At 71.0% G+C, this 24,523-nt stretch carries 20 protein-coding genes, 1 tRNA gene and 1 pseudogene; 14 read left to right on the top strand and 8 right to left on the bottom strand.

Annotated elements, in window-relative coordinates; all coding sequences use genetic code 11:
* The 9 genes and pseudogenes from trpB to ACRAWB_RS07150 all read left to right on the top strand — a co-directional run.
* On the top strand, positions 1-884 hold an 884-nt coding region (trpB, locus tag ACRAWB_RS07190; protein WP_431352679.1), incomplete at its 5' end, for a tryptophan synthase subunit beta.
* The gene (trpA, locus tag ACRAWB_RS07185; protein WP_431352678.1) at positions 881-1,681 is read left to right on the top strand and encodes a tryptophan synthase subunit alpha; all 801 of its coding nucleotides are present in this window, start codon (positions 881-883) and stop codon (positions 1,679-1,681) included. The genes trpB and trpA, both read left to right, overlap by 4 nt.
* A gap of 83 nt (positions 1,682-1,764) precedes the next feature.
* Complete coding sequence (gene lgt / locus ACRAWB_RS07180; RefSeq protein ID WP_431352726.1) at positions 1,765-2,754, top strand: prolipoprotein diacylglyceryl transferase; 990 nt, start codon at positions 1,765-1,767, stop codon at positions 2,752-2,754.
* 170 nt (positions 2,755-2,924) lie between these two features.
* Positions 2,925-7,501 (top strand): annotated as a pseudogene (gltB, locus tag ACRAWB_RS07175) (glutamate synthase large subunit).
* 42 nt (positions 7,502-7,543) lie between these two features.
* On the top strand, positions 7,544-9,001 hold the full coding sequence (locus ACRAWB_RS07170; protein ID WP_431352677.1) for a glutamate synthase subunit beta: 1,458 nt from the start codon (positions 7,544-7,546) through the stop codon (positions 8,999-9,001).
* Positions 9,002-9,090: 89 nt separating this feature from the next.
* Entirely contained in the window at positions 9,091-10,506 is a 1,416-nt protein-coding gene (gene pyk / locus ACRAWB_RS07165) for a pyruvate kinase (RefSeq protein WP_431352676.1), read from the top strand.
* 144 nt (positions 10,507-10,650) lie between these two features.
* The gene (locus tag ACRAWB_RS07160; RefSeq protein WP_431352675.1) at positions 10,651-11,709 is read left to right on the top strand and encodes a LolA family protein; all 1,059 of its coding nucleotides are present in this window, start codon (positions 10,651-10,653) and stop codon (positions 11,707-11,709) included.
* Complete coding sequence (locus tag ACRAWB_RS07155; protein WP_431352674.1) at positions 11,706-12,641, top strand: ABC transporter ATP-binding protein; 936 nt, start codon at positions 11,706-11,708, stop codon at positions 12,639-12,641. Before ACRAWB_RS07160 ends, ACRAWB_RS07155 begins: the two co-directional genes overlap by 4 nt.
* Before the next feature lie 96 nt (positions 12,642-12,737).
* Positions 12,738-13,508, top strand: coding sequence for an ABC transporter permease (locus tag ACRAWB_RS07150; RefSeq protein ID WP_431352673.1), 771 nt, complete (start codon positions 12,738-12,740; stop codon positions 13,506-13,508).
* 18 nt (positions 13,509-13,526) lie between these two features.
* Here the strand turns inward: ACRAWB_RS07150 and ACRAWB_RS07145 are convergent, their stop codons facing one another.
* From ACRAWB_RS07145 to ACRAWB_RS07135, 3 genes are read right to left on the bottom strand one after another with little or no spacing between them, the layout of a single operon-like run.
* Complete coding sequence (locus tag ACRAWB_RS07145) at positions 13,527-14,414, bottom strand: EamA family transporter (RefSeq protein ID WP_431352672.1); 888 nt, start codon at positions 14,412-14,414, stop codon at positions 13,527-13,529.
* 48 nt (positions 14,415-14,462) lie between these two features.
* The gene (locus tag ACRAWB_RS07140; RefSeq protein WP_431352671.1) at positions 14,463-15,032 is read right to left on the bottom strand and encodes an N-acetyltransferase family protein; all 570 of its coding nucleotides are present in this window, start codon (positions 15,030-15,032) and stop codon (positions 14,463-14,465) included.
* Between the two features lie 40 nt (positions 15,033-15,072).
* Positions 15,073-17,514 (bottom strand): phosphoketolase family protein, encoded by a 2,442-nt coding sequence (locus ACRAWB_RS07135; RefSeq protein ID WP_431352670.1) that lies wholly within the window; start codon positions 17,512-17,514, stop codon positions 15,073-15,075.
* A 94-nt stretch (positions 17,515-17,608) separates the two neighbouring features.
* On the opposite strand from ACRAWB_RS07135, the gene ACRAWB_RS07130 reads away from it, so the two are divergent.
* Positions 17,609-18,532 carry an alpha/beta fold hydrolase gene (locus ACRAWB_RS07130; RefSeq protein WP_431352669.1) on the top strand — a complete coding sequence of 308 codons (924 nt, stop codon included), beginning with the start codon at positions 17,609-17,611 and terminating at the stop codon, positions 18,530-18,532.
* On the opposite strand, the gene ACRAWB_RS07125 is transcribed toward ACRAWB_RS07130, so the two are convergent.
* Positions 18,529-19,314: an SGNH/GDSL hydrolase family protein gene (locus ACRAWB_RS07125; RefSeq protein ID WP_431352668.1), complete on the bottom strand. Its 786-nt coding sequence runs from the start codon at positions 19,312-19,314 to the stop codon at positions 18,529-18,531. The two genes, ACRAWB_RS07130 and ACRAWB_RS07125, sit on opposite strands and share 4 nt — an antisense overlap.
* A gap of 62 nt (positions 19,315-19,376) precedes the next feature.
* Between ACRAWB_RS07125 and ACRAWB_RS07120 the strand changes: the two genes are divergently transcribed.
* A complete protein-coding gene (locus ACRAWB_RS07120; protein ID WP_431352667.1) occupies positions 19,377-19,844 on the top strand; it encodes a VOC family protein in 468 nt (155 codons plus the stop codon).
* 78 nt (positions 19,845-19,922) lie between these two features.
* Here the strand turns inward: ACRAWB_RS07120 and ACRAWB_RS07115 are convergent, their stop codons facing one another.
* Together ACRAWB_RS07115 and ACRAWB_RS07110 are read right to left on the bottom strand one after the other, a co-directional pair.
* Positions 19,923-20,864: a hypothetical protein gene (locus ACRAWB_RS07115; RefSeq protein WP_431352666.1), complete on the bottom strand. Its 942-nt coding sequence runs from the start codon at positions 20,862-20,864 to the stop codon at positions 19,923-19,925.
* A 123-nt stretch (positions 20,865-20,987) separates the two neighbouring features.
* Positions 20,988-22,019 (bottom strand): LLM class flavin-dependent oxidoreductase, encoded by a 1,032-nt coding sequence (locus tag ACRAWB_RS07110; RefSeq protein ID WP_431352665.1) that lies wholly within the window; start codon positions 22,017-22,019, stop codon positions 20,988-20,990.
* A 48-nt stretch (positions 22,020-22,067) separates the two neighbouring features.
* Between ACRAWB_RS07110 and ACRAWB_RS07105 the strand changes: the two genes are divergently transcribed.
* Positions 22,068-22,877: a hydrolase gene (locus ACRAWB_RS07105; protein ID WP_431352664.1), complete on the top strand. Its 810-nt coding sequence runs from the start codon at positions 22,068-22,070 to the stop codon at positions 22,875-22,877.
* Here the strand turns inward: ACRAWB_RS07105 and ACRAWB_RS07100 are convergent.
* Positions 22,870-23,196, bottom strand: coding sequence for a thioredoxin family protein (locus ACRAWB_RS07100; protein WP_431352663.1), 327 nt, complete (start codon positions 23,194-23,196; stop codon positions 22,870-22,872). The two genes, ACRAWB_RS07105 and ACRAWB_RS07100, sit on opposite strands and share 8 nt — an antisense overlap.
* Positions 23,197-23,280: 84 nt before the next feature.
* Here ACRAWB_RS07100 and ACRAWB_RS07095 point away from each other — a divergent pair, with 84 nt between their 5' ends.
* Positions 23,281-23,781: an FBP domain-containing protein gene (locus tag ACRAWB_RS07095; RefSeq protein ID WP_363809149.1), complete on the top strand. Its 501-nt coding sequence runs from the start codon at positions 23,281-23,283 to the stop codon at positions 23,779-23,781.
* 7 nt (positions 23,782-23,788) lie between these two features.
* Here ACRAWB_RS07095 and ACRAWB_RS07090 read toward each other — a convergent pair.
* A tRNA-Leu gene (locus ACRAWB_RS07090) sits at positions 23,789-23,871 on the bottom strand.
* A 38-nt stretch (positions 23,872-23,909) separates the two neighbouring features.
* Between ACRAWB_RS07090 and ACRAWB_RS07085 the strand changes: the two genes are divergently transcribed.
* Positions 23,910-24,518 carry an ANTAR domain-containing response regulator gene (locus tag ACRAWB_RS07085; protein ID WP_064109160.1) on the top strand — a complete coding sequence of 203 codons (609 nt, stop codon included), beginning with the start codon at positions 23,910-23,912 and terminating at the stop codon, positions 24,516-24,518.
* Positions 24,519-24,523 lie beyond the last annotated feature (5 nt).

Here is a 24,523-nt window from a genome sequence, read left to right as displayed (position 1 = left end):
TCGCCGAGACCGGCGCCGGCCAGCACGGCGTCGCCACGGCGACAGCCGCCGCCCTGTTCGGACTCGAGTGCACCATCTACATGGGCGAGGTCGACACGGAGCGCCAGGCGCTCAACGTCGCCCGGATGCGTCTGCTCGGCGCCGAGGTCGTGGCCGTCAAGACCGGCTCGCGCACGCTCAAGGACGCGATCAACGACGCGATGCGCGACTGGGTCACCAACGTCGAGAACACCAACTACATCTTCGGCACCGTCGCGGGGCCGCATCCCTTCCCGGCGATGGTCCGCGACCTGCAGAAGATCATCGGCGAGGAGGCGCGCGAGCAGGTGCTGGCGCTGACCGGGCGTCTGCCGGACGCGGTCGCCGCGTGCGTCGGCGGCGGGTCGAACGCGATGGGCATCTTCCACGCGTTCCTGGACGACGAAGACGTCCGGCTGATCGGCTTCGAGGCCGGAGGCGAGGGCGCCGACACCCCGCGGCACGCGGCCACGATCACCAAGGGCCGCCCGGGCGTGCTGCACGGCGCACGCTCCATGCTGCTGCAGGACGAGGACGGCCAGACCATCGAGTCGCACTCCATCTCGGCGGGCCTCGACTACCCGGGCGTCGGCCCGGAGCACGCGTGGCTGGCGAAGATCGGCCGCGCCGAGTACCTGCCCGTCTCCGACGCGGATGCGATGGAGGCGCTGCGCCTGCTCAGCCGCACCGAGGGCATCATCCCGGCGATCGAGTCGTCGCACGCCCTCGCGGGTGCTCTGGCGCTGGGCCGCGAGCTCGGGCCCGACGGTCTCATCCTGGTGAACCTCAGCGGACGCGGCGACAAGGACATGGAGACCGCGGGTCGCTACTTCGACCTCATCGACGCGGACGCGGTGCAATCGTGAGCGGGGTCGCGGTCAGCCGCGTCGCCGACACGATCGCGCGACGCAACGAGGAGGCGGCCGGCGCCCTGGTCGGCTACCTGCCGGCGGGCTTCCCGGACCTCCGCACGAGTGTGGACGCCGCGGTGGCCCTGGCGCAGAACGGCGTCGACGTCATCGAGCTCGGGCTGCCGTACTCCGACCCCGTCATGGACGGCACGGTCATCCAGGCGGCGACCCAGCAGGCGCTCGGCGCCGGCTTCCGGCTCCGCGACGGCTTCACCGCAGTGCGCGAGATCACGGCGCAGGTCGACATCCCGGTGCTCGTGATGACGTACTGGAACCCCGTGCTGCAGTACGGCGTCGACCGCTTCGCCGACGACCTCGCCGAGGCCGGGGGAGCGGGGCTCATCACGCCCGACCTCATCCCGGACGAGGGCGCCGACTGGCTCGCCGCCTCCGACCGCGTCGGCCTCGACCGCGTCTTCCTCGCCGCACCGAGCTCGACCGACGCGCGCCTCAAGCAGGCCGTCGACGCCAGCCGCGGTTTCGTCTACGCCGTCTCCACCATGGGCATCACCGGCGCGCGCAGCGACGTGGATGCGGCGGCGCGCACACTCGTCGGCCGCCTCCGCGAGGCGGGCGCGACCAGCACGTGCGTCGGCCTCGGCATCTCCACGGCCGCCCAGGTGGCCGAGGTTCTGGAGTACGCCGACGGCGCGATCGTCGGCTCGGCGCTGGTCAAGGCGCTGGGCGACGGCGGCGTGGCCGAGGCGGGCCGCGTGGCCGCTTCCCTGGCCCGCGGCACGGACCGCCCCTGACCGCGTCCTAGACTAATCTCGCAGCGCGACACGTCGTGCGCTGTGCATCCTGATCGAAAGGCAGTCCTCGGGTGACCCTGACCATGAGCAGCTGGTACGCCAGCATCCCCAGCCCCGGGCCGGAGTGGCAGCAGATCCCGATCGACATCTTCGGGCTCCACTGGCGCATCCAGACGTACGCCATCATGATCCTCATCGGCATCGTCATCGCCGCGATCTGGACGTCGCGCCGCCTCACCAAGCGCGGTGCGGAGCCGGGCGTGGTGCTCGACATCCTGATCCCGGTCGTGGTGCTCGGCATCATCGGCGCGCGGCTGTACCACGTGGTCACGCACCCGGGCGACTACTTCTACCCGGGCGCCGACCCGTGGAAGGTCTTCGCGATCTGGGAGGGCGGCAACGCCATCTTCGGCTCGCTGCTCGGCGGCGCGGTCGGCGCCTGGATCGGCTGCCGCTGGACCGGCATCCGGTTCTGGACCTTCGCCGACGCCCTGGCCCCGGCCCTCCTGCTCGCGCAGGCGATCGGCCGCCTCGGCAACTGGTTCAACCAGGAGCTGTTCGGCCTGCCGACCAACCTGCCGTGGGGCCTCGAGATCGACTCCACCAACAAGGCCATCCCGGTCGGGCTCCCGGACAACACGCTGTTCCAGCCGCTGTTCCTCTACGAGATCATCTGGAACGTCATCGGCGTCGTGCTGCTCGTGCTCATCGAGCGCAAGTGGCACCTCCAGTGGGGCAAGCTGTTCGCCCTGTACCTCGTCTGGTACGGCCTCGGACGCTCCTACCTGGAGTCGATCCGCATCGACCCGAGCGAGTTCTCGTTCCTCGGCATCCCGACCAACGTCTGGGCCGCTTTCGCGGCGGTGGTGCTCGGTGTGATCGTCTTCGTCGTGCAGTCCCGCCGTCACCCCGGACTCGAGCCCAGCCCGTACCGGCCGGGTCGTGAATGGGTGCGTCCCGATGCTGAGGTAGACTCGGACGACACGGACCTGGACGACGAGGGCGCCGCCGACGTAGACGGTGCACCTGCCGGGTCCGCTTCGGCCAAGGCCACAAGCCCCACGAACGGATGAATTCCGACGGCACGAAGTAACCGTCGAGGCGATCCCACGCACTGACCGCACCGAACAGCCCGACCGCACCCGGATCGGGCGGAGCGGCGGAACCCCCTCCCAGCACGGGCCGAAGGCGTCCCCGCATTCACACATCCCCACATCCACGACACTGTGAGGACGGTCGACAGATGGCGCTCACGCCTCCCCATTCCCGCTTCGGGACCGTGCCAGGCCCCCAGGGCCTGTACCACCCTGCCCACGAGAAGGACGCCTGTGGCCTCGCCATGGTCGCCACGCTCCGCGGCACCGCCGGGCACGACATCATCGACGCGGCGCTCGAAGCGCTGCGTCACCTGGAGCACCGCGGTGCGGTCGGCTCCGACGCCGGCACCGGCGACGGCGCGGGCATCATCACCCAGGTTCCCGACGCGTTCCTGCGCGCCGTGGTCGACTTCGAGCTGCCCGCCGCCGGCCGCTACGCCGTCGGCAACGCCTTCCTGCCGAGCGACGATCAGACGCGCGCAGAGGTCAAGGCGGCGCTCGAGGAGATCGCCGGCGAGCACGAGCTGACCGTGCTCGGCTGGCGTCCCGTCCCCGTGCGCCCGGAGGAGCTGGGCACGCTGGCCCGCCAGGCCATGCCGGTCATCGAGCAGCTGTACGTCGCCTCCACCCGCGTGGACGAGAACGGCGAGCAGGTCTCGGGGATCGCCGTCGACCGCCAGACCTTCTTCCTGCGCAAGCGCGCGGAGCGCGAGCTCGACCTGTACTTCTCGTCGCTCTCCAGCCGCACCCTGGTCTACAAGGGCATGGTGACGACCCTCCAGCTGGAGCCGTTCTACCCCGACCTGTCGGACGAGCGCTTCGCGTCCAAGCTGGCGCTGGTGCACTCGCGCTACTCCACGAACACCTTCCCGTCGTGGCCGCTCGCGCAGCCGTTCCGCATGATCGCGCACAACGGCGAGATCAACACGGTTCAGGGCAACCGCAACTGGATGCGCGCCCGCCAGTCCCAGCTCGAGAGCGAACTGCTCGGCGACCTGCGCCCGATCTTCCCGGTCGTGACGCCCGGTGCGTCCGACTCGGCCTCGTTCGACGAGGTCGTGGAGCTCATCTCGCTCAGCGGCCGCCCGCTCCCGCACGCCGTCATGATGATGGTGCCGGAGGCGTGGGAGAACCAGACTGAGATCGACCCGGTCCGCCGCGCGTTCTACGAGTACCACTCGATGCTCATGGAGCCGTGGGACGGCCCCGCCGCGATCGTCTTCACCGACGGGTCCCTGGTCGGCGCGACCCTCGACCGCAACGGCCTCCGCCCCGGCCGTTACGTCGTCACCAACGACGGTCTCGTGGTGCTCGCCTCCGAGATCGGCGTGCTCGACATCGAGCCGAGCCGCGTGGTGCGGAAGGGCCGCCTGCGTCCCGGTCGCATGTTCCTTGTGGACACGGTCGCCGGCCGCCTCATCGAGGACGAGGAGATCAAGTCCGAGCTCGCCGCCGCCGCGCCGTACGGCGAGTGGCTGGACGAGGGCCGGATCAACCTGAAGGACCTCCCGGAGCGCGAGCACATCGTCCACACCCCGGCGTCGATCGTGCGCCGGCAGCGGACGTTCGGCTACACCGAGGAGGAGGTCCGCATCCTCCTGAAGCCGATGGCCACCACCGGCGCCGAGCCGCTGGGCGCGATGGGGTCGGACACGCCGGTCGCCGTGCTCTCCGAGCGCCCGCGCCTGCTGTTCGACTACTTCACGCAGCAGTTCGCGCAGGTCACGAACCCGCCGCTCGACTCGATCCGCGAGGAGGTCGTCACCTCGCTGAAGCTCGGCCTCGGCCCGGAGCGCAACCTCCTGACCGCGGGCCCCGAGCACGCGCGGCAGGTCGTGCTCGACTTCCCGGTGATCGACAACGACGAGCTGGCGAAGATCCAGCACATCGACCCGCGCCCGGGCAGCACGCTCACCACGACCGTGCGCGGCCTGTACCGGTCGGACGCAGGGCCGGATGCGCTCGAGCGCCGGCTGGCGGAGATGTGCGACGAGGTCGACGAGGCGATCGCGAACGGCGCGCAGTTCATCGTGCTGAGCGACCGCGACTCCACGAAGGACCTGGCGCCCATCCCGTCGCTGCTCATGCTGGCCGCGGTGCACCACCACCTCATCCGCTCCGAGACCCGCATGAAGGCGGGCCTCATCGTAGAGGCGGGCGACGTGCGCGAGGTGCACCACGTCGCGCTGCTCATCGGCTACGGCGCCTCGGCGATCAACCCGTACCTGGCGATGGAGACCTGCGAAGAGCTGGTCCGCAGCGGCATGATCACCGGCGTCAGCCCCGAGAAGGCGGTCAAGAACGTCATCAAGGCGCTCGGCAAGGGCGTGCTCAAGATCATGTCCAAGATGGGCATCTCGACCGTGTCGTCCTACGCCGGAGCGCAGGCGTTCGAGGCCGTCGGCCTGTCGCAGGCGTTCGTCGACCAGTACTTCACCGGCACCACCAGCAAGCTGGGGGGCGTCGGGATCGACGTCATTGCGGCCGAGAACCTGGCCCGGCACGACAGCGCGTACCCGTCGGAGGGCGCGGCACTCGCGCACGAGCGGCTGGCGACCGGCGGCGAGTACCAGTGGCGCCGCGACGGGTCGCCGCACCTCTTCAACCCGGAGACGGTGTTCCGCCTGCAGCATTCGACGCGCACCCGCCGGTACGACGTGTTCCGCGAGTACACGAAGCTCGTCGACGACCAGTCCGAGTCGCTGATGACCCTGCGCGGGATGTTCTCCCTCAAGGAGGGCGAGCGTCCGCCGGTTCCCATCGAGGAGGTCGAGCCCATCTCGTCCATCGTGAAGCGGTTCTCCACCGGCGCGATGAGCTACGGCTCCATCTCGAAGGAGGCGCACGAGACCCTGGCGATCGCCATGAACCGGCTCGGCGCCAAGTCGAACACCGGTGAGGGCGGCGAAGACCTCGACCGTCTCCTCGACCCGGAGCGCCGCAGCGCGATCAAGCAGGTCGCGTCCGGCCGGTTCGGCGTCACGTCGATGTACCTGACGCACGCGGACGACATCCAGATCAAGCTCGCGCAGGGCGCCAAGCCCGGCGAGGGCGGCCAGCTGCCGCCGACCAAGGTGTACCCGTGGGTCGCGCGCACCCGTCATGCGACCGCGGGCGTCGGCCTCATCTCGCCGCCGCCGCACCACGACATCTACTCGATCGAAGACCTCAAGCAGCTGATCTTCGACCTCAAGCGCGCCAACCCGGGCGCCCGCGTCCACGTCAAGCTCGTCTCCGAGTCGGGCATCGGCGCGGTCGCGGCCGGCACGGCGAAGGCGCTGGCCGACGTCATCCTGGTCTCCGGACACGACGGCGGCACCGGCGCGTCCCCGGTCAACTCGCTCAAGCACGCGGGAACGCCGTGGGAGCTCGGGCTCGCCGAGACGCAGCAGACCCTGATGCTGAACGGGATGCGCGAGCGCGTGGTCGTGCAGGTCGACGGCCAGCTGAAGACCGGCCGCGACGTCATCGTCGGCGCCCTGCTCGGGGCCGAGGAGTTCGGCTTCGCGACCGCCCCGCTGGTCGTCTCCGGCTGCATCATGATGCGCGTCTGCCACCTCGACACCTGCCCGGTCGGCGTCGCCACGCAGAACCCGGAGCTGCGCTCACGGTTCTCGGGCAAGCCGGAGTTCGTGGTCAACTTCTTCGAGTTCATCGCGGAGGAGGTGCGCGAGTACCTGGCGGCTCTCGGCTTCCGCTCGCTCGAAGAGGCGATCGGCCACGCCGAGCTGCTGGATGTGGACCGCGCGATCGACCACTGGAAGGCGTCCGGCCTCGACCTGGCGCCCATCCTGCACGGTCCGTCGTTCGGTCCGGAGGCGCCGCGACGCAACGGCCGCCAGCAGGACCACGAGCTGGAGCACCACTTCGACGTGCAGCTCATCGAGGCGGCCGAGGACGTGCTGACGAACGGCGGCACGCTGGAGCTGTCGCTCCCGATCCGCAACACGGAGCGCGCCGTCGGAACGATGCTCGGGCACGAGGTGACCGTGCGCCACGGCGAGAACGGGCTGCCCGCGGGTTCGATCGACATCACGCTGACCGGTTCGGCCGGCCAGTCGCTCGGCGCGTTCCTCCCCGCGGGCATCACGCTGCGCCTGGAGGGCGACTCCAACGACTACGTCGGCAAGGGGCTCTCGGGCGGCCAGATCGTCGTCCGGCCGCCACGCGACAGCGTGTTCCCGGCGGAGCGCAACGTGATCGCGGGCAACGTGATCGGCTACGGCGCGACCCAGGGCAGCATGTTCATCCGCGGCATCGTGGGGAGCGCTTCCTGGTCCGCAACTCGGGTGCCACGGCGGTCGTCGAGGGCGTGGGCGACCACGCGCTCGAGTACATGACCGGCGGGCTCGCCGTGATCCTGGGCGGCACGGGCCGCAACCTCGGCGCCGGAATGTCCGGCGGCACGGCGTACGTGTACGACCTGAAGCCCGAGCGCGTGAACCGCGAATCGCTCGCGAGCGGCGAGCTGGAGCTCCTGCCGCTCGGCAGCGCCGACATCGAGATCGTGCGCGATCTGCTCGAGCGGCACGTGGCGGAGACCGGATCGGCGCTCGCCACCCGTCTGCTGGAGGACTTCGACGCCACGGTGGCGAAGTTCGTGAAGGTGCTCCCGCGGGACTACGCCGCGGTGCTGCAGATGCGGCAGGAGGCCGTCGACGAGGGGCTGGACCCCGACGGCGATGTTGTGTGGAATCGGATCTTGGAGGTGACGGGCGGATGATTCTGTCTGACCCCAAAGGATTTGTCGACTTGGAGGTGACCGGTGGCTGACCCCAAAGGCTTTTTGAAGACGACCGAGCGGGAGCTGCCGAAGCGCCGTCCCGTCTCCGTGCGGCTCATGGACTGGAAAGAGGTCTACGAGGCGCAGGACCCGGCGCAGCTGCGCCGGCAGGCGGGCCGCTGCATGGACTGCGGCGTTCCGTTCTGCCACTCGGGCTGCCCGCTGGGCAACCTCATCCCGGAGTGGAACGACCTGATGTGGCGCGGGGAGGGCCGCCAGGCGATCGACCGCCTGCACGCGACCAACAACTTCCCCGAGTTCACCGGCCGCCTGTGCCCGGCGCCCTGCGAGTCGTCGTGCGTGCTCGGCATCAACCAGCCCGCAGTGACGATCAAGCAGGTCGAGGTCTCGATCATCGACCAGGCGTGGCAGAACGGCTGGGTGCAGCCGCACCCGCCGGAGCGCCTGACCGGCAAGACGGTCGCCGTCGTCGGCTCCGGTCCCGCCGGCCTCGCCGCCGCGCAGCAGCTCACCCGCGCCGGCCACACCGTCGCCGTGTACGAGCGCGACGACCGCATCGGCGGCCTGCTGCGCTACGGCATCCCGGACTTCAAGATGGAGAAGAAGCACCTGGAGGCGCGCCTCAACCAGATGATGGCCGAGGGCACCCGCTTCCGCGCGGGCGTCAACATCGGCGTCGACATCACCTGGGACGACCTGCGCGCCCGCTACGACGCGGTGGTCGTCGCGACCGGCGCCATGGTGCCGCGGGACCTGCCCATCCCGGGCCGTGAGCTCTCCGGCGTGCACTTCGCCATGGAGTACCTGGTACAGCAGAACAAGGCGGGCGCCGGCGACCAGGTCGCCGACCAGATCACCGCCGACGGCAAGCACGTCGTCGTCCTCGGCGGCGGCGACACCGGCGCCGACTGCATCGGCACCGCGCACCGCCAGGGTGCCGCCAGCGTCACGAACCTCGCCATCGGCAAGCAGCCGCCGGCGGAGCGCCCGTCGAACCAGCCGTGGCCGACCACCCCGACGCTGTTCGAGGTCCAGTCCGCGCACGAGGAGGGCGGCAAGCGCGAATACCTCGCGTCGACCGTCGAGTTCCTGGCGAACGAGTTCGGCGAGGTCCGTGCGCTGCGCGTGGCCGAGACGGAATTCCTCGACGGACGCCGCGTGCCGAAGGCGGGCACCGAGCGCGAGATCCCGGCCGACCTGGTCCTCCTGGCCCTCGGTTTCACCGGTCCGGAGCAGGACGAGCTGTCGTCGCAGCTCGGGCTGCCGTTCGACGGGCGCGGCAACGTCGCGCGCGACGGGCAGTACCAGACCGAGCAGGAGGGCGTCTTCGTCGCCGGCGACGCCGGCCGTGGCCAGTCCCTCATCGTCTGGGCGATCGCCGAGGGCCGTGCAGCAGCCGCGGCCGTCGACCGGTATCTTGAAGGGGAGACGCAGTTGCCGTCTCCGATCCGTCCCACCGACCGCGGCATCCTCGTCTGAGCTTTTCGAACGAGGCGATGCCCGCCAGGCCGGGCGCCAGAGCCACAACACGCGCCCCCCGGCGCAGAATCACGGAGCGAACAAAAAGCATGAGAAGGGCCAAAATCGTCGCGACCCTCGGGCCGGCGACCTCCAGCTACGACAACATCCGCGCGATCATCGACGCGGGTGTGGACGTGGCTCGGATGAACCTGAGCCACGGCAGCTACGAGGTGCACGAGGGGGTCTACGCCAACGTGCGCAAGGCCGCCGACGACGCCGGGAAGCCCGTCGCCGTCCTGGTCGACCTGCAGGGACCGAAGATCCGTCTCGGCAAGTTCGAGGCCGGCCCCTACGAGCTGGCCGAGGGTGACATCTTCAAGATCACCACCGAGGACATCATCGGCACCAAGGAGATCTCCTCGACCACGTTCAAGGGGCTGCCGAACGACGTCAAGCCGGGCGACTACCTCCTCATCGACGACGGCAAGGTCCGCGTCCGCGTGGTCGCGGTCGACGGTCCGGTCGTGACGACCGAGGTCGTCGTCGCGGGTCCCGTGTCGAACAACAAGGGCATCAACCTGCCGGGCGTCGCCGTGAACGTCCCGGCGCTGTCCGAGAAGGACGAGGCCGACCTCCGCTGGGGCCTCAAGCTCGGCGCCGACCTCATCGCCCTCTCGTTCGTGCGGAACGCCGCCGACATCGAGCGCGTGCACGAGATCATGGCGGAGGAGGGCCGCAAGGTCCCCGTGGTCGCCAAGATCGAGAAGCCGCAGGCCGTGGATGCGCTCGAGGAGATCATCGAGGCGTTCGACGCCATCATGGTCGCCCGCGGCGACCTCGGCGTGGAGCTGCCGCTCGAGGCGGTCCCGATCGTGCAGAAGCGCGCCGTCGAGCTGGCCCGCCGTGCGGCGAAGCCCGTCATCGTCGCCACCCAGATGCTCGAGTCGATGATCTCGAGCCCGGTCCCGACCCGCGCCGAGACCTCCGACGTCGCCAACGCCGTGCTCGACGGCGCGGACGCGGTCATGCTCTCGGGCGAGACCAGCGTCGGCGAGTACCCGGCCATCACCGTCCAGACCATGGCCCGCATCGTGACCTCGACCGAGGAGCACGGTCTGGAGCGCATCCAGCCGCTCGGCACCCGTCCCCGGACGCAGTCGGGCGCGATCACGCTGGCCGCCACGGAGGTCGCCGACTTCGTCGAGGCGAAGTTCCTGTGCGTCTTCACCGAGTCGGGCGAGTCCGCCCGCCGCATGGCGCGCCTGCGCAACAAGATCCCGATCCTGGCGTTCACGCCGGAGGAGTCGGTGCGTCGCCGCATGTCGCTGTTCTGGGGCGTCGAGTCCTTCGTCGTCGGCCGCGTCACCCACACCGACCAGATGGTCGCGCAGGTGGACGAGGCGCTGAAGTCGACCGGCCGCGCCGTCGACGGCGACAAGGTGATCATCATCTCCGGTTCCCCTCCCGGGATCCCCGGCACCACCAACGACATCCGCGTGCACCGGGTCGGAGACGTCCTCTAGCGCCGGTCGGAAGGGCCCCGCTGCGGCGGGGCCCTTCTGCATGTACGACCACGGGATGACGCCACGTCCGACCGGGGGATGAACTCCGGTTTCCCCAGGCAATCCGGAGGGTCGGAGCGCCCTCCGCGCGCGTATCCTCGGGCTATGGAACACCGTTGGATCCGCTGGGCGCCGGCCGTCGTCGTCCCCGTCGCGATCGCGGCCGCCGTGGTCGTCACGCCGCTGGCCGCCGGGGCGACCGATCTGCCCGTGAAGTCGCCGTCGGATGTGCTCCGGCTCGTCGCCGCGAGCGACACCCGGTCGTTCTCCGGCACCGTCGAGCAGACGTCCGAGCTGGGGCTGCCGAGCCTCCCGTCCACGTCGAGCGGTTCGCAGGATCGGAGCGCGACCGACGCGCTGGAGCTGGCACTGGCCGACCACACCGCGAAGGTGTGGGTCGACGGCCCGGCGAAGGTCCGTGTCCAGGTGCTCGACAGCCTGGCCGAGCGCGACGCGTACCGCGACGGCTCCGACCTCTGGCTGTACGACTCGAAGGGCGAGAACGTCACGCACGCGGCGATCCCCGCGCACGAGGAGAAGGCCCCGACGCCGGATGCGACCTCGCTCACGCCGTCGCAGCTCGCGCAGCGGTTCCTGGCCGCCGTCGACCCCTTCACGAAGGTCACCCTCGGCGACCCCGTGAAGGTCGCCGACCGCGACGCCTACGACCTCGTGCTCACCCCCAAGACCGATGCGACCCTGGTCGGCTCGGTCTCGATCGCCGTCGACGGCAAGACGGGCATCCCGCTGAAGGTCGCCGTCACGGCACGCGGAGAGAGCTCCCCGGCGTTCGAAGCGGGCTTCACCGCGTTCAGCACCGACAAGCCGGACGCCTCGGTGTTCTCGTTCACGCCGCCGAAGGGCGCGACCGTGACCGAGCAGAAGCTGCCGACCCGCGAGGACGCGGCCGCCGCCAAGGGTACGCACCCGAAGCCGACCGTCACCGGCGAGGGATGGTCGACCGTCGTCTCCCTGCCCGCCGGCTCCGTACCGGCGTCCGTGGCCGACGATCCGCTGTTCGCGCAGCTGACGCAGCCGGTGGACGGCGGACGCGCGCTCAGCGCCTCGCTGCTCTCCGTGCTGATCACCTCCGACGGCCGCGTGCTGGCCGGCGCCGTGCCGGTGTCGTCGCTGCAGGCCGCGGCGAACGCGCCCGCGCAGTGACCGACGCGGCGATCGCGACCAGCGGCCTTACCAAGCGCTTCCGGTCGCGGTCGGTCGTCGACGGCCTCGACCTGCACGTTCCGCGCGGCTCGGTGTTCGGGTTCCTCGGACCCAACGGCTCGGGCAAGACCACGACCATCCGGATGCTGCTCGGGCTGATCTCGCCGTCGGCCGGCTCCATCCGTGTTCTCGGCGAGGCGATGCCCGGTCGAGGAGCGACCGTCCTCCCGCGCGTCGGCGCTCTGGTCGAGGGCCCGGCGTTCGCGCCGTACCTGTCGGGCACGGCCAACCTGATCCGTCGCGACACCGCCGACCGCTACGCGCCCGGTGCGACGCGCCGCGCGCGGGTGGAGGCTGCGCTCGACCGCGTCGGCCTCTCGCACGCGGCGGGCAAGCACGTGCGCGCCTACTCGCTCGGCATGAAGCAGCGGCTCGGCATCGCCGGCGCGCTGCTCACCGACCGCGACCTGCTCGTACTGGACGAGCCGACCAACGGCCTCGACCCGCAGGGCACGCGCGAGGTGCGCACGCTGGTCCGCTCGCTCGCCGATGAGGGGACGACCGTGTTCGTCTCCAGCCACCTCCTGGCCGAGATCGAGCAGGTCTGCACGCACGCCGCGATCATGCGCGCCGGGCGGCTGGTCGCGCAGGGGTCGCTCGACGACCTACGGCGCGGCTCCGGGCCGCGGGTGGCCGTCGAGACGCCGGATGCCTCGCTCGCCGCGTCCGTGCTGGCGCGCTTCGGCTTGACCGCCGAGACCGCCGCTGGTGGCGTGGAGGCGGCTCTCCCCGCGGATGCTGCGCCCGCCGAACAGCTCGCCGCCGCCCTCGTCGGCGATGGCGTGCGGCTGCGCGGCTTCGCGGTGCGCGCGTCGAGTCTCGAGGAGCGGTTCGTCGAGCTGACCGGGGAGGGCTTCGATGTCGAGCAGTGAGCTGACCGCCACCGCGCCCGCCGTGCCGGCGTCCGTCGCCGCGCGCCGGGAGCGTCCGTCGGGGGATGGGCGCTGCTCGGCTCCGAGATCTCGGTCATGTTCCGCCGGTGGCGCACCTACGCGATGTTCGCCGCCCTCGCGGCCGTCCCCATCCTGATCGCCGTCGCCGTACGGATCACCGGGGGCAGCTCGCGCGGGCCCGCGTTCCTCAGCGAGATCAGCAGCAACGGCCTGTTCGTCGCGTTCACCGCCCTGGTGGTCTGCGTGCCGCTGTTCCTCCCGTTGACCATCGGCGTGGTCGCCGGTGACACGATCGCGGGGGAGGCGAGCCACGGCACCCTCCGCTACCTCGTGATCGCGCCTGCGGGCCGGCTTCGCCTGCTCGGCGTCAAGTACGTGGGCTGCGCGGTCTTCTGCGTCGCTGCGGCGCTCGTCGTCGCGCTCGCCGGCGCGCTGATCGGGATGCTGCTGTTCCCGATCGGACCGGTGACGCTGCTGTCCGGCGTGCAGGTGAGCCTCGGGGAGGCGTACCTGCGGATGCTGCTCATCGCGCTCTACATCGTCGTGTCGCTGCTCGGCCTGTGCGCGATCGGGCTGTTCCTGTCGACGCTCACCGACGTCCCGGTCGGCGCGATGGCAGCCACCGCGGTGCTCGCCGTCATCTCGCAGGTGCTCGACCAGCTCCCGCAGCTGGAGGGCCTGCACCCGTGGCTGTTCAGTCACTACTGGCTGGGCTTCGGCGACTTCCTGCGCGACCCGATCTCGTGGGACTCGTTCGGCCAGAACGCGCTGCTGCAGCTCGGCTACATCGCCGTCTTCGGCGCCCTCGCCATCGGCCGGTTCACGACGAAGGACATCCTGTCCTGACGGCCGACCGCCACCGGGTCACGGCACTGCTTCGGCCGTCTGCTCCAGCTCGGAGCGCGGCTGATCGCGCTGCGTCGCGATGGTGATGCCCGCCGCTGCGCACACGACGAGGATGCCGACCAGCTGGACGACCGTGAAACGCTCGCCCAGCACGATGACCCCGAAGATCGTCGCCACGACCGGACCGAAGCTCGTGATCACGGCGTAGAGCCGCGGGGTGAGCCGGCGCAGGATGAACGTGTCCAGGCTGTACGGCACCGCCGACGACAGCACGCCGAGGGCGAGCAGCATGAGCAGGATGCGCAGGTCGAGCTTGGAGTAGTCGACGACGATCAGGGCGAGCGGGACCGTCAGCACCGTGGAGACGACGCTCGCGACGCTCAGCCCCTCCAGTCCTGGAAGCCGCATCGCGACCCGGCGGGTCAGCAGGATGTACGCCGCCCAGGCCGCCGCCGCGGTCAGCGCCAGCACGACGCCCCAGGGGTCGATCGCGCCCTCCGTCGCCGTGAGCAGGAAGACGCCCGCCGCTGCGGCGACCGCGCATCCCGCATCCAGCAGCCGCCGTGACCCGACCAGCGCGAGTGCGAAGGGACCCAGGAACTCGATGGTCGCCGCGATCCCGAGCCCGAGCCGGCCGACCGCCTCGTAGAAGCTGAGGTTCATCGCCGCGAGCACCACGCCGAGCGCCAGCGCGGGCCAGAGCCGCGTCCACGTCAGCTCGGCGCGCTTCGGCCGGTAGAACGGCAGCACGGCCGCGGCGGTCACCACCTGGCGGGCGGCGACGACGACGATCGACCCGACAACCGGGATGAGCAACCCGGCGACCGCCGAGCCGAAGTTGATGCTGACCTCCGTCGCGACCTGGGTACTCGCTCCCACGAGACGGTCGCGACGGGTGGAGCTCACCCGATCGAGCTTACCGGCGCGCCAGCGCCGGGACCGTCGCCGTTCCCGTCACACCGTCCGCCGCATGATCGCCCGCGTCGCGCTCGGCCGGCGGACGACCTCGAACCCGCCGTCGCGGAACAGCGACACCGTCCCGTGGAACCGCTCGGCGTTCGACAGCGACGGCCGCACCTCCGGGTCGACGGGATACCCCTCCACGACGTCGGCGCCCTGCGAGCGCGCGTGCTCCACCGCGCCGTCGAGCAGCGCCCGCGACAGCCCCCGGTTCCGGAACTCCAGCCGCACCACGAAGCAGGTGACCGCCCACGGGTCCTCCGGGTCGCCCTCCACCCGCTTGGTGATGGGCGAGCGCCGCAGATTCGGGTAGGCCGAATACGGCTCGACCGCCGCCCATCCGGCTGGCTCCCCGTCGACCCAGCCGATCACGCCGGGCGTTCCCGCCTCCACCTGCTCGTGCAGCCGCGAGGCGCGCTCCGGACGCGACAGCTCGCGGAACTGCGACCCCGGCACCTTGAACCACTGGCACCAGCACCCCGAGGGATCGCCGCGCGTACCGAACACCACCTCCAGCTCGCTCCAGACGGAGGCGTCGGCCGGGCGGACCACGATGTCGCTCATGCGTCGACTCTAACGGCGACCCCCGACGACGCCGGACCCGTCAATCGTTGTCCCCGCCCGTGGTGTCGATCCGCGTGGTCCGCTCTCCGCCGCCCCACTTCCACTCGGCGACATCGGGGATGTCCTCCCCGTGCTCGCGCGTGTACTGGCGCGCCCGCAGCCGCGCATCCTGCATCTCCTGGCGGAGCCCCGCCTCCCGCGAGGCGAGCCCCGGCACCCGATCGATGACATCGATCACGAGGTGGAACCGGTCGAGGTCGTTGAGCATGACCATGTCGAACGGCGTCGTCGTCGTGCCCTCCTCCTTGTAGCCGCGCACGTGCAGGTTGTCGTGACCGGCCCGGCGGTAGGTGAGGCGGTGGATGAGCCACGGATACCCGTGATACGCGAAGATGACCGGCTTCTCGGTGGTGAACAGCGCGTCGTACTCCCGGTCGGTCAAGCCGTGGGGATGCTCGCGCGCGTCCTGGAGCCGCATCAGGTCGACGACGTTCACCACCCGCACCTTCAGGTCGGGGAGATGGCGGCGCAGGATGTCGGCCGCGGCCAGGGTCTCCAGCGTCGGGATGTCGCCCGCGCAGCCGAGCACCACGTCCGGCTCCTCGCCCTCCACCTCGGTCCCCGCCCACGGGAAGATGCCGATGCCGCGCGTGCAGTGCGCGATCGCGTCCTCCATGCTCAGCCACTGCGGCGACGGCTGCTTGCCCGCGACCACGACGTTCACGTAGTCCACCGACTTCAGGCAGTGGTCGTACGTCGACAGCAGGGTGTTCGCGTCGAACGGCAGGTAGACGCGCACCACGTCCGCCTTCTTGTTGACGACGTGGTCGATGAAGCCCGGGTCCTGATGCGAGGCGCCGTTGTGGTCCTGCCGCCACACGTGCGAACTGAGCAGGTAGTTGAGGGATGCGACAGGACGCCGCCACGACACCTCGCCCGCCGACTTCAGCCACTTCGCGTGCTGGTTGAACATCGAGTCGACGATGTGGATGAACGCCTCGTACGACGTGAACACCCCGTGCCGCCCGGTCAGCAGGTACCCCTCCAGCCAGCCCTGGCACTGGTGCTCGCTCAGCACCTCCATCGCCCGGCCGGTCGGGGCCAGGTGGTTGTCCGAGTCGATCGGCAGGTACTCGGCGTTCCACTGCTTGCTCGTGTCGTCGTACACGGCCTGCAGGCGGTTGGACGCGAGCTCGTCCGGGGCGAACAGCCGGAAGTCGTGCGGGTTCGCGGCCATCACATCCCGGAACCACTCGCCGAGCACCTTCGTCGCCTCCGCCACGGTGTCGCCGGGAGTGGACACGTCGACGGCGTAGTCGCGGAAGTCCGGCAACCTCAGGTCCTTACGCAGCAGGCCGCCGTTCGCCACCGGGTTCGCGCTCATCCTGCGCTCGCCGCGGGGCGCGAGCGAGGACACCAGCTCCACCGGGCGCCCCTCCTCGTCGAACAGCTCCTCCGGGCGGTACGACTTCAGCCACTCCTCCAGCAGCCGGGTGTGCGCCTCGGTGTCGCGCGCGTTCGCGAGCGGCACCTGGTGCGAGCGCCAGTTGTTCTCGGTCGGATGCCCGTCGATCTCCGCGGGGCATGTCCACCCCTTCGGCGTGCGCAGGATGAGCATGGGCCACGCCGGGCGTCCGTCGAGGGTGCCGGCGCTCGCCGCATCCTTGATCTCGGCGATGCGATCCAGGATCTCGTCCAGGGTCGCGGCCATGCGCTCGTGCACGGCGCGCGGGTCCTCGCCGTCGAAGCCGCCGGAGACGATGAACGGCGTGTAGCCGTAGCCGCGCATCAGATCGAGCAGTTCGGACTCCGGGATGCGCGCGAGCACGGTCGGGTTGGCGATCTTGTAGCCGTTGAGGTGCAGGATCGGCAGCACCACCCCGTCCTGCGCCGGATTGAGGAACTTGTTCGAGTGCCACGCTGTCGCGAGGGGCCCGGTCTCGGCCTCGCCGTCGCCGACGACCGCGGCGACCAGCAGGTCGGGGTTGTCGAACGCGGCTCCGTAGGCGTGCGAGAGGGCGTAGCCGAGCTCGCCGCCCTCGTGGATGGAGCCGGGCGTCTGCGGCGCCGCGTGGCTCGGGATGCCGCCGGGGAACGAGAACTGGCGGAAGAGGCGGCGGAGCCCGTCCTCGCTCTGGTCGATGGTGTTGTAGAGCTCGCTGTACGTGCCGTCGAGGTAGGCGCTCGCGACGACGCCCGGGCCGCCGTGTCCGGGGCCGGCGACGAACAGCGTGTTGAGGTCGCGCTCCTGGATGGCGCGGTTGAGGTGCGCGTAGATGAAGTTGAGGCCCGGGGTGGTGCCCCAATGACCGAGCAGGCGGGGCTTGATGTCGTCGCGGCCGAGCGGCCGGCGCAGCAGGGGGTTGTCGAGCAGGTAGATCTGGCCGACGGAGAGGTAGTTGGCGGCACGCCACCAGGCGTCGAGCCGGTCGAGGGTTTCCTCGCTGAGGTCGTGTCCGCGGATCTCGGTCGTGTCGGTCATGTGCTCCTCCGGTCCGGCCGCCGCGGCAGGCGGGTACGTCGTTCGTGGGCGGCTTGTCGCGCATCCTACGGCCGGTCCGCTCCGAACAACAGGCGTGGAAAAGACGATCGTGCAGACGGATGCCGGGGCGGTGGCCGTGCACCGAACGGCAGGTGAACTCCCGCCGGAGGAGTCGGTCGCGACCATCCTGCTGCACGGCGCGGCCGGATCGTGGACGACCTGGCGGCCGCTGATCGCGGCGCTGGAGGCGGAGCGCGGCGGCCCGGTGCCGGATTTGGTGGTGCCGGACCTTCCGGGCTGGGGCGCGTCGCCTGCGGAGCCGTCGACGCTGGATGCCGGGGTGCTGGCGGAGGCGGTGGCGGAGGTCGCGCGCGCGCTCGGCTACCGGCGATGGCGGGTGGTGGGGCACTCGCTCGGCGGGTTCGTCGCGCTGGAACTGGCGGTGCGGGAGCCGCAGGCGACCGAGAGCGTGGTGGTCGTGTCGGCGACGGTGTTCGGGGCGCGGGCCGACCGGCTGACCCGGGGCGGGATGCTGCTGCGGTACGCGCCGCTCGTCCTCCTGCTGGCCGGGATGCGGGTGCTGGCGGCGCTGGGCCGCGGCGGCCCGGCGTTCGTGCGCGCCCTCGACCGGTGGGGGCTGCTCCGGGTGCTCGTGTCGCCGCTCTTCAGCGTTCGGGTGCCGGGAGTCGTCCACGAGCTGGCGCGTGACTTGCGCCCCGCCGCGTTCGTGCGCGCCGTCACCGCCGCGCGCGCCTACCCGGCAGGGGAGCGGTGGGCGCGCATCCACTGCCCGGTGCTGGCGATCCGGGGTGACCGCGACGTGTTCGTCCCGGCCCGCGACGACGCGCGCCTGCCGGCGCTCATCCCCGGGTGGCGCACCGTCGTCCTGCCCGGCACCGGCCACTTCGCGCACGTCGAGCATCCCACCGCCGTCGCCCGCCTCGTGCTGGCATCCATGGGTCGCAACACGCCGTCACGCCCGTGCCAAAACGGCGTGTTGCGTCCCCTGGATCGCTAGAGCGGCTGGGCGGAGGTGGGGTCGACGACCGTGAGGGTGGCGATCTTCGCGGCGCGGCCGTCGCCGGAGGAGCGGCCGGTGAGCCTGCGCCCGATCCACGGCAGCACGTAGCGGCGGTAGTAGTCGGCGGTGCGCCGGGTGCGCTCTCCGGGCGGGGCGGCCGCGACCTCCGCGACGCCCCACTCCTCGGGCACCGGGACGCCGAGCGCCGTGAGCACGTTGCTCGCGACGCGCGCGTGGCCCAGCGGACCGAGGTGGAGGCGGTCGGCCGACCAGTAGCGGATGTCCTCCAGGCCCTCGTCGGCCCAGTTGTCCACGAAGGTGATGCCGTCGCGCGGCAGCATCGCGCGGACCGCGACCGCGAGCTCTTCGCCGCGGCGCCGCATGAGTCCACCCAGCGGGAGGTGCGCGCTCGGGTTCGCGCCGCTGAGGAGCAGCATGTGGCTGCCGGATGCGACCACGCGGTCGGCCGCATCCATCAGCGTCTTCGCCACGCCCTCGATGTCGACCCGCGGGCGCATGATGTCGTTGCCGCCGCCGTTGAGACTGACGAGGTCGGGATGCTGCGCGATCGCCGGCTCCACCTGTTCCGCCACGATCGGCCCGAGCTTGCGGCCGCGCACCGCGAGGTTCGCGTAGCGGAACGGCTCGGGCGACGCCGCGGCCATCCCGAGCGCGACGAAGTCGGCCCAGCCGCGCACCCGCCCGTCGGGGAGGTCGTCGCCGACGCCCTCCGTGAAGCTGTCCCCGATGGCGATGTAACTGGAGAATGCGATCGACACGGAGCAACGCTACTCCGCGCGGCTACCATGGGCCGCATCCACGACGGTGTGAGGGGGCTCCCATGCAGAAGGTCAGCACGTTCCTGTGGTTCGAGCGCGGGGTGGAGGAGGCGGCGGCCCTGTACACGTCCCTCATCCCGAACTCCGAGATCCTGGAGGTCCAGCGCTACGGGGAAGGGATGCCGGAGGGCCTGATCGTGCTGCGGTTCACGCTCGACGGGGTCGAGTACCAGGCGATGAACACCGGGCCGGCGAACGGCTTCACCGAGGCGTTCTCGCTGTCGGTGCTGTGCGACGACCAGGCGGAGGTCGACCGGCTGTGGGAGGCGCTGACCGCGGACGGCGGCGAGGAGAGCATGTGCGGTTGGCTGAAGGACCCGTGGGGCGTCAGCTGGCAGATCGTCCCGCGGCGGCTGCTGGAGCTGCAGTCCGACCCGGACCGCGCACGCGCGGCCCGCGCCAACCAGGCCATGCTCCGGATGCGGAAGCTCGACATCGCCGCGCTGGAGGCCGCCGCCGACGCCGCCTGACCACCCCGTGAAGTGCAGGTCGTTGCGCAGTTCTACGGCGTGTCGACCGCAACTAGCTGCACTTCACCGAAGGGAGAGTCAGCGGGCGAGGAGGTCCTGCCAGCTGCGCAGGTGCTCGACGGTCACGCCGCCGTAGCCGCGCAGCGACGAGAGCGCCGTGCGCACCTTCGCCGTCTCCGACTCCAGCAGGGCCGCGGTGTCGTCGCCGAAGGTCGCGGCGGGGCCGCCGGCGACCTCGGGCGTGTCGGTCTCGACGCCGATCGAGAACGGGATGCGCTTCGCCGCAGCGGCGGTCGCGGCCGGCTTCGCGTACGTGATGATCCCGTCCGTCTCGGCCGCATGGTCGCTGAACGCGACGATCGCGACCGACTTCAGGTGGGGGAGCAGCGCGTCGAAGGCGGTGCCGCCTCCCGGCTGCGGCTTGAGGGCCAGCCACCACGGCAGGTCCGCACCGACCGGCACCGAACCGGCCGCCACGCGTGCGGCGTCGTACATGGCCTGGAGCTTCGCGACCACCGCCGGCAACTCGCTGTCCGAGGACACCACCCACGGCTCGACGTCGAACTGCACGGCGTCGAACGGCGCGGCACGAAGCGCCGCGGTCGTCCACTGCGCCGCGAGCGACGGGTCGTCCGCCCAGGCAGGGTCGCCGCCGAGCGCGGCCACCTTCGTCACGCCGACCGCGTGCAACGCCGCCACGGCGTCCGTCAGCCACGCCGAGAACGGCCCCTCGTCGGCGGCCCACGGCACCGATAGGAACACCGTCTTCAGCTGGTGCGCCGCCGCGAACTGCGCCAGCGCCTGCGGCTCGAACTGCGGCATCCCCTCGCCCCGCGCGTCCACGGCCGGGTCGATCGGGTTGCCCCACGCCCACATCCCGGTGATGGCCGAGGAGGCGGTGGTGCCGCTGTCGACCCGCGCGGTCACGGCCGACGCCGGTGCGGCCGCGAGGAGCGACCCGCCGAGAGCGACGGCGAGCGCTGTGGAGACGAACACGGAGCGGAGACGACGGCCATCCATGGCACACCCTTCGGAAGCAGATCCATTGCAGTACTGCAGCTTCGGGTGCGCAGTACGTCAATCATCCCAATTTCCTGGGTATCGTCTATGCCGCGTTCGGGGTACAAACGCCCGAACCGGGGTTCAGTCCCGCCAGCCGAGCGCGGGGGCGATCTGCATCACGATCGTCTCGAGCAGGTGCGCGTTGTACTCGACGCCGAGCTGGTTGGGCACGGTCACCAGCAGGGTGTCCGCGTCCGCGACCGCGGCGTCCTCGCGCAGCTCCTCGACGATCTGCTCCGGCTCGCCGACGTAGCTCTTGCCGAACCGGGCGAGGCCGCCGTCGAGGTGACCCACCTGGTCGTGGCGGTCGGCGAGGGCGGATGCGCCGAAGTAGCGGCGGTCGAGGTCGGTGGTGATCGGCAGGATGCTGCGGCTCACCGAGACGCGCGGCTCGCGCTCCCAGCCGGCGGTCTTCCACGCCTCGCGGTACTGCTGCAGCTGCTCGTACTGGAGGTCGGAGAACGGGACGCCGGTGTCTTCCGTGAGCAGGGTCGAGCTCATCAGGTTCATGCCCTGCTCGGCCGCCCAGACGGCGGTCGCGCGCGTGCCGGCGCCCCACCAGATCCGGTCGGGGAGCCCGGGGGACTGCGGCTCGATCGCGAGCGCGCCGCGCTGGCCGCCGGTCATGGCCGGGTTCGCCTCGGCGACGCCCGCACCGGCGATCGCTGCGCGGAACAGCTCCGTGTGCCGGCGCGCCATGTCCGCGTCCGTCTCGCCCTCGGCCGGGACGTAGCCGAACGACTCCGACCCGCGCAGCGCCGTCTCGGGTGACCCGCGACTCACGCCGAGCTGCAGCCTCCCGCCGCTGATCAGGTCGGCGGCCGCCGCGTCCTCGGCCATGTAGAGGGGGTTCTCGTACCGCATGTCGATCACGGCCGTGCCGATGTCGATCCGCTTGGTGCGCGCGCCGATCGCCGCCAGCAGCGGGAACGGCGACGCGAGCTGCGGCGCGAAGTGGTGGACGCGGACGAATGCGCCGTCCGCGCCCAGCTCCTCGGCGGCGACGGCGAGCTCGATGGTCTGGGTGAGGGCGTCCGCCGCGGTGCGCGACACGGAGCCGGGGATGGGCTGGTAATGCCCGAAGCTGAGGAACCCGATGCGTTTCACATCCACTCCAATCCGTCCTCGTGGCAGCCTATTCCGCCGCGCTAGGGTCGAGGCATGGCGGAGTGGCTGTGCGCGACCTGTGCGGTGGAGTACGGAACGGCGGAGCATCCACCCGCCTCGTGCCCGATCTGCGAGGACGAGCGGCAGTACGTGCCGCCGACCGGCCAGGAGTGGACCACGCTGCAGCGGCTGCAGCGCGAGGGCGAGCGCGTGGTCGTCACCGAGCTGGAGCCCGACCTCTACGGCCTGCGCAGCGAGCCGAAGGTCGGGATCGGGCAGCAGAGCATCCTGCTGCGCACGCCCGACGGCAACCTGCTCTGGGACCCGACCGGCTACGTCGACGAGGCCGCCGCCGCAGCGGTGCAGGACCTCGGCGGCGCGGCCGTGATCGCCACCAGCCACCCGCACATGTTCGGCGCGCAGGTGACGTGGTCCCGGATGCTCGGCGACCCTCCGGTGCTCGTCAACGCCGCCGACCGGCACTGGGTGCAGCGCGAGGACGCCGCCATCCAGACGTGGACCGGCGAGGTGGAGGTGCTGCCCGGCGTCACCCTGCGGACGATCGGCGGCCACTTCCCGGGCAGCGCTGTCGTCCACTGGGATCGCGGCGTCGTGCTCAGCGGCGACACCGTCTTCCCAGGGCCGTCGCAGCGCTGGGTGACGTTCCAGCGCAGCTTCCCGAACGACATCCCGCTGTCGGCGCCCGTGGTGCGCCGGGTCGCCGACGCCGTGTGCGACCGGCCGTTCGAGCGGATGTACGGCAACCTCGGCAACGTGATCCCGGAGGATGCGCGCGGCGCCGTGCTGCGCTCGGCCGACCGGTACATCGGCTGGGTGAGCGGCGCCTACGACGACCTCACCTGAGGAACGGCGCCAGCTCCATCTCCATCGCGGGCTTCGGCTTCGCGCCGATGATCGTCTTCACGACCTCCCCGTTCTGGAACACCTTGATGACCGGCAGGGCGAGCGCCTTGTACGCGACCGTCGTGTCCATGTTCTCATCGGCGTTGATCCTGAGGATGCGGATTCGGTCCGCGTGCTCGTCCTGCAGCTGCTCCAGGATGGGCGTCAGCGCCCGGCAGGGCCCGCACCATTCCGCCCAGAACTCGACGACGGTGGTGCCCGGGGCGGCGAGGACATCCTCCTGGAAGCGGGCGTCGGTGACGCTCTCGATCGTGGTCATGGCGGCAGGCTAAGCCTTGACCCGTGGGGCAGGGTCAAGCGGTGCCTCCCGAAACCTGTGCGAGCATGGGACGAGGAGGTGCGCATGGAGATCCTGAGCCCGCAGCAGATCCGCGAGTCGTTCGTCAACTGCTCCCGCAGCGAAGCCGAGGAGCTTCCGATGCCGCCCGGCCTGCACGAGGTCGACTGGTCCCGCCGCGAATACCTCGGCTGGCGCGACCCGCGGCTGCCGCAGCGCGGCTACGTCGTCATCCCCACCGACGACGGCCCCGTCGGGATCGTGCTCCGCGCCTCTGAGGCCAGCATGCGGTCGCACGCGCCGTCGATGTGCGGCTGGTGCCAGGACGTGCACCTCACCAACGACGTCTGGTTCTGGTCGGCGCGGCGCGCCGGAGCCCCTGGCCGCAATGGTGACACCGTGGGCACGCTGGTCTGCGGCGCCTTCGAGTGCAGCGCCAATGTCCGCCGCACTCCGCCGCCGTCGTACGTCGGATTCGACGCCGATCTGGTGGTCGAGCAGCGCATCGAGGGGCTGGCCGAACGCGCCCGCCGCTTCGCCGCGACCGTCGTCGGCGCCCGCATCTAGAGAGTCGTGCCGCCGGTGGGACTCGAACCCACACGCCCTTCCGGACAAAGCATTTTGAGTGCTCCGCGTCTGCCATTCCGCCACGGCGGCGCACAACAACACCTGAACGATACCGTAGGATTTTGCTCGTGACTGACCAGGAACCGACCACCCCCACCGCACCCCGCCGCGTCGTCGTCGCGGAGGACGAGTCCCTCATCCGCCTCGACATCGTCGAGATCCTGCGCGACAACGGCTTCGAGGTGGTCGGTGAGGCCGGAGACGGCGAGACCGCCGTCGCACTCGCCACCGAGCTGCGCCCGGACCTGGTGATCATGGACGTCAAGATGCCGCAGCTCGACGGCATCTCGGCCGCAGAGCGGCTGTCGAAGGACCACATCGCCCCGGTCGTCCTGCTGACGGCGTTCAGCCAGAAGGAGCTCGTGGAGCGCGCGACCGAGGCCGGCGCCCTCGCCTACGTGGTGAAGCCGTTCACGCCGAACGACCTGCTGCCTGCGATCGAGATCGCGCTGGCCCGCTACCAGCAGATCATCGCCCTCGAGGCCGAGGTGTCGGACATGGTTCAGCGCTTCGAGACCCGCAAGCTGGTCGACCGCGCGAAGGGCCTCCTCAACGAGAAGATGGGCCTGTCGGAGCCGGAGGCGTTCCGCTGGATCCAGAAGGCGTCGATGGACCGCCGTCTCACCATGCACGACGTCGCCCAGGCGATCATCGAGCAGCTGGCGCCCAAGAAGTAGGGGCG

Origin of the sequence: Leifsonia poae, from assembly GCF_050632865.1 — a bacterium.
GTDB classification, from domain to species: Bacteria; Actinomycetota; Actinomycetes; order Actinomycetales; family Microbacteriaceae; genus Leifsonia; species Leifsonia poae_B.
This window is presented reverse-complemented; position numbering and strand designations above follow the sequence as displayed.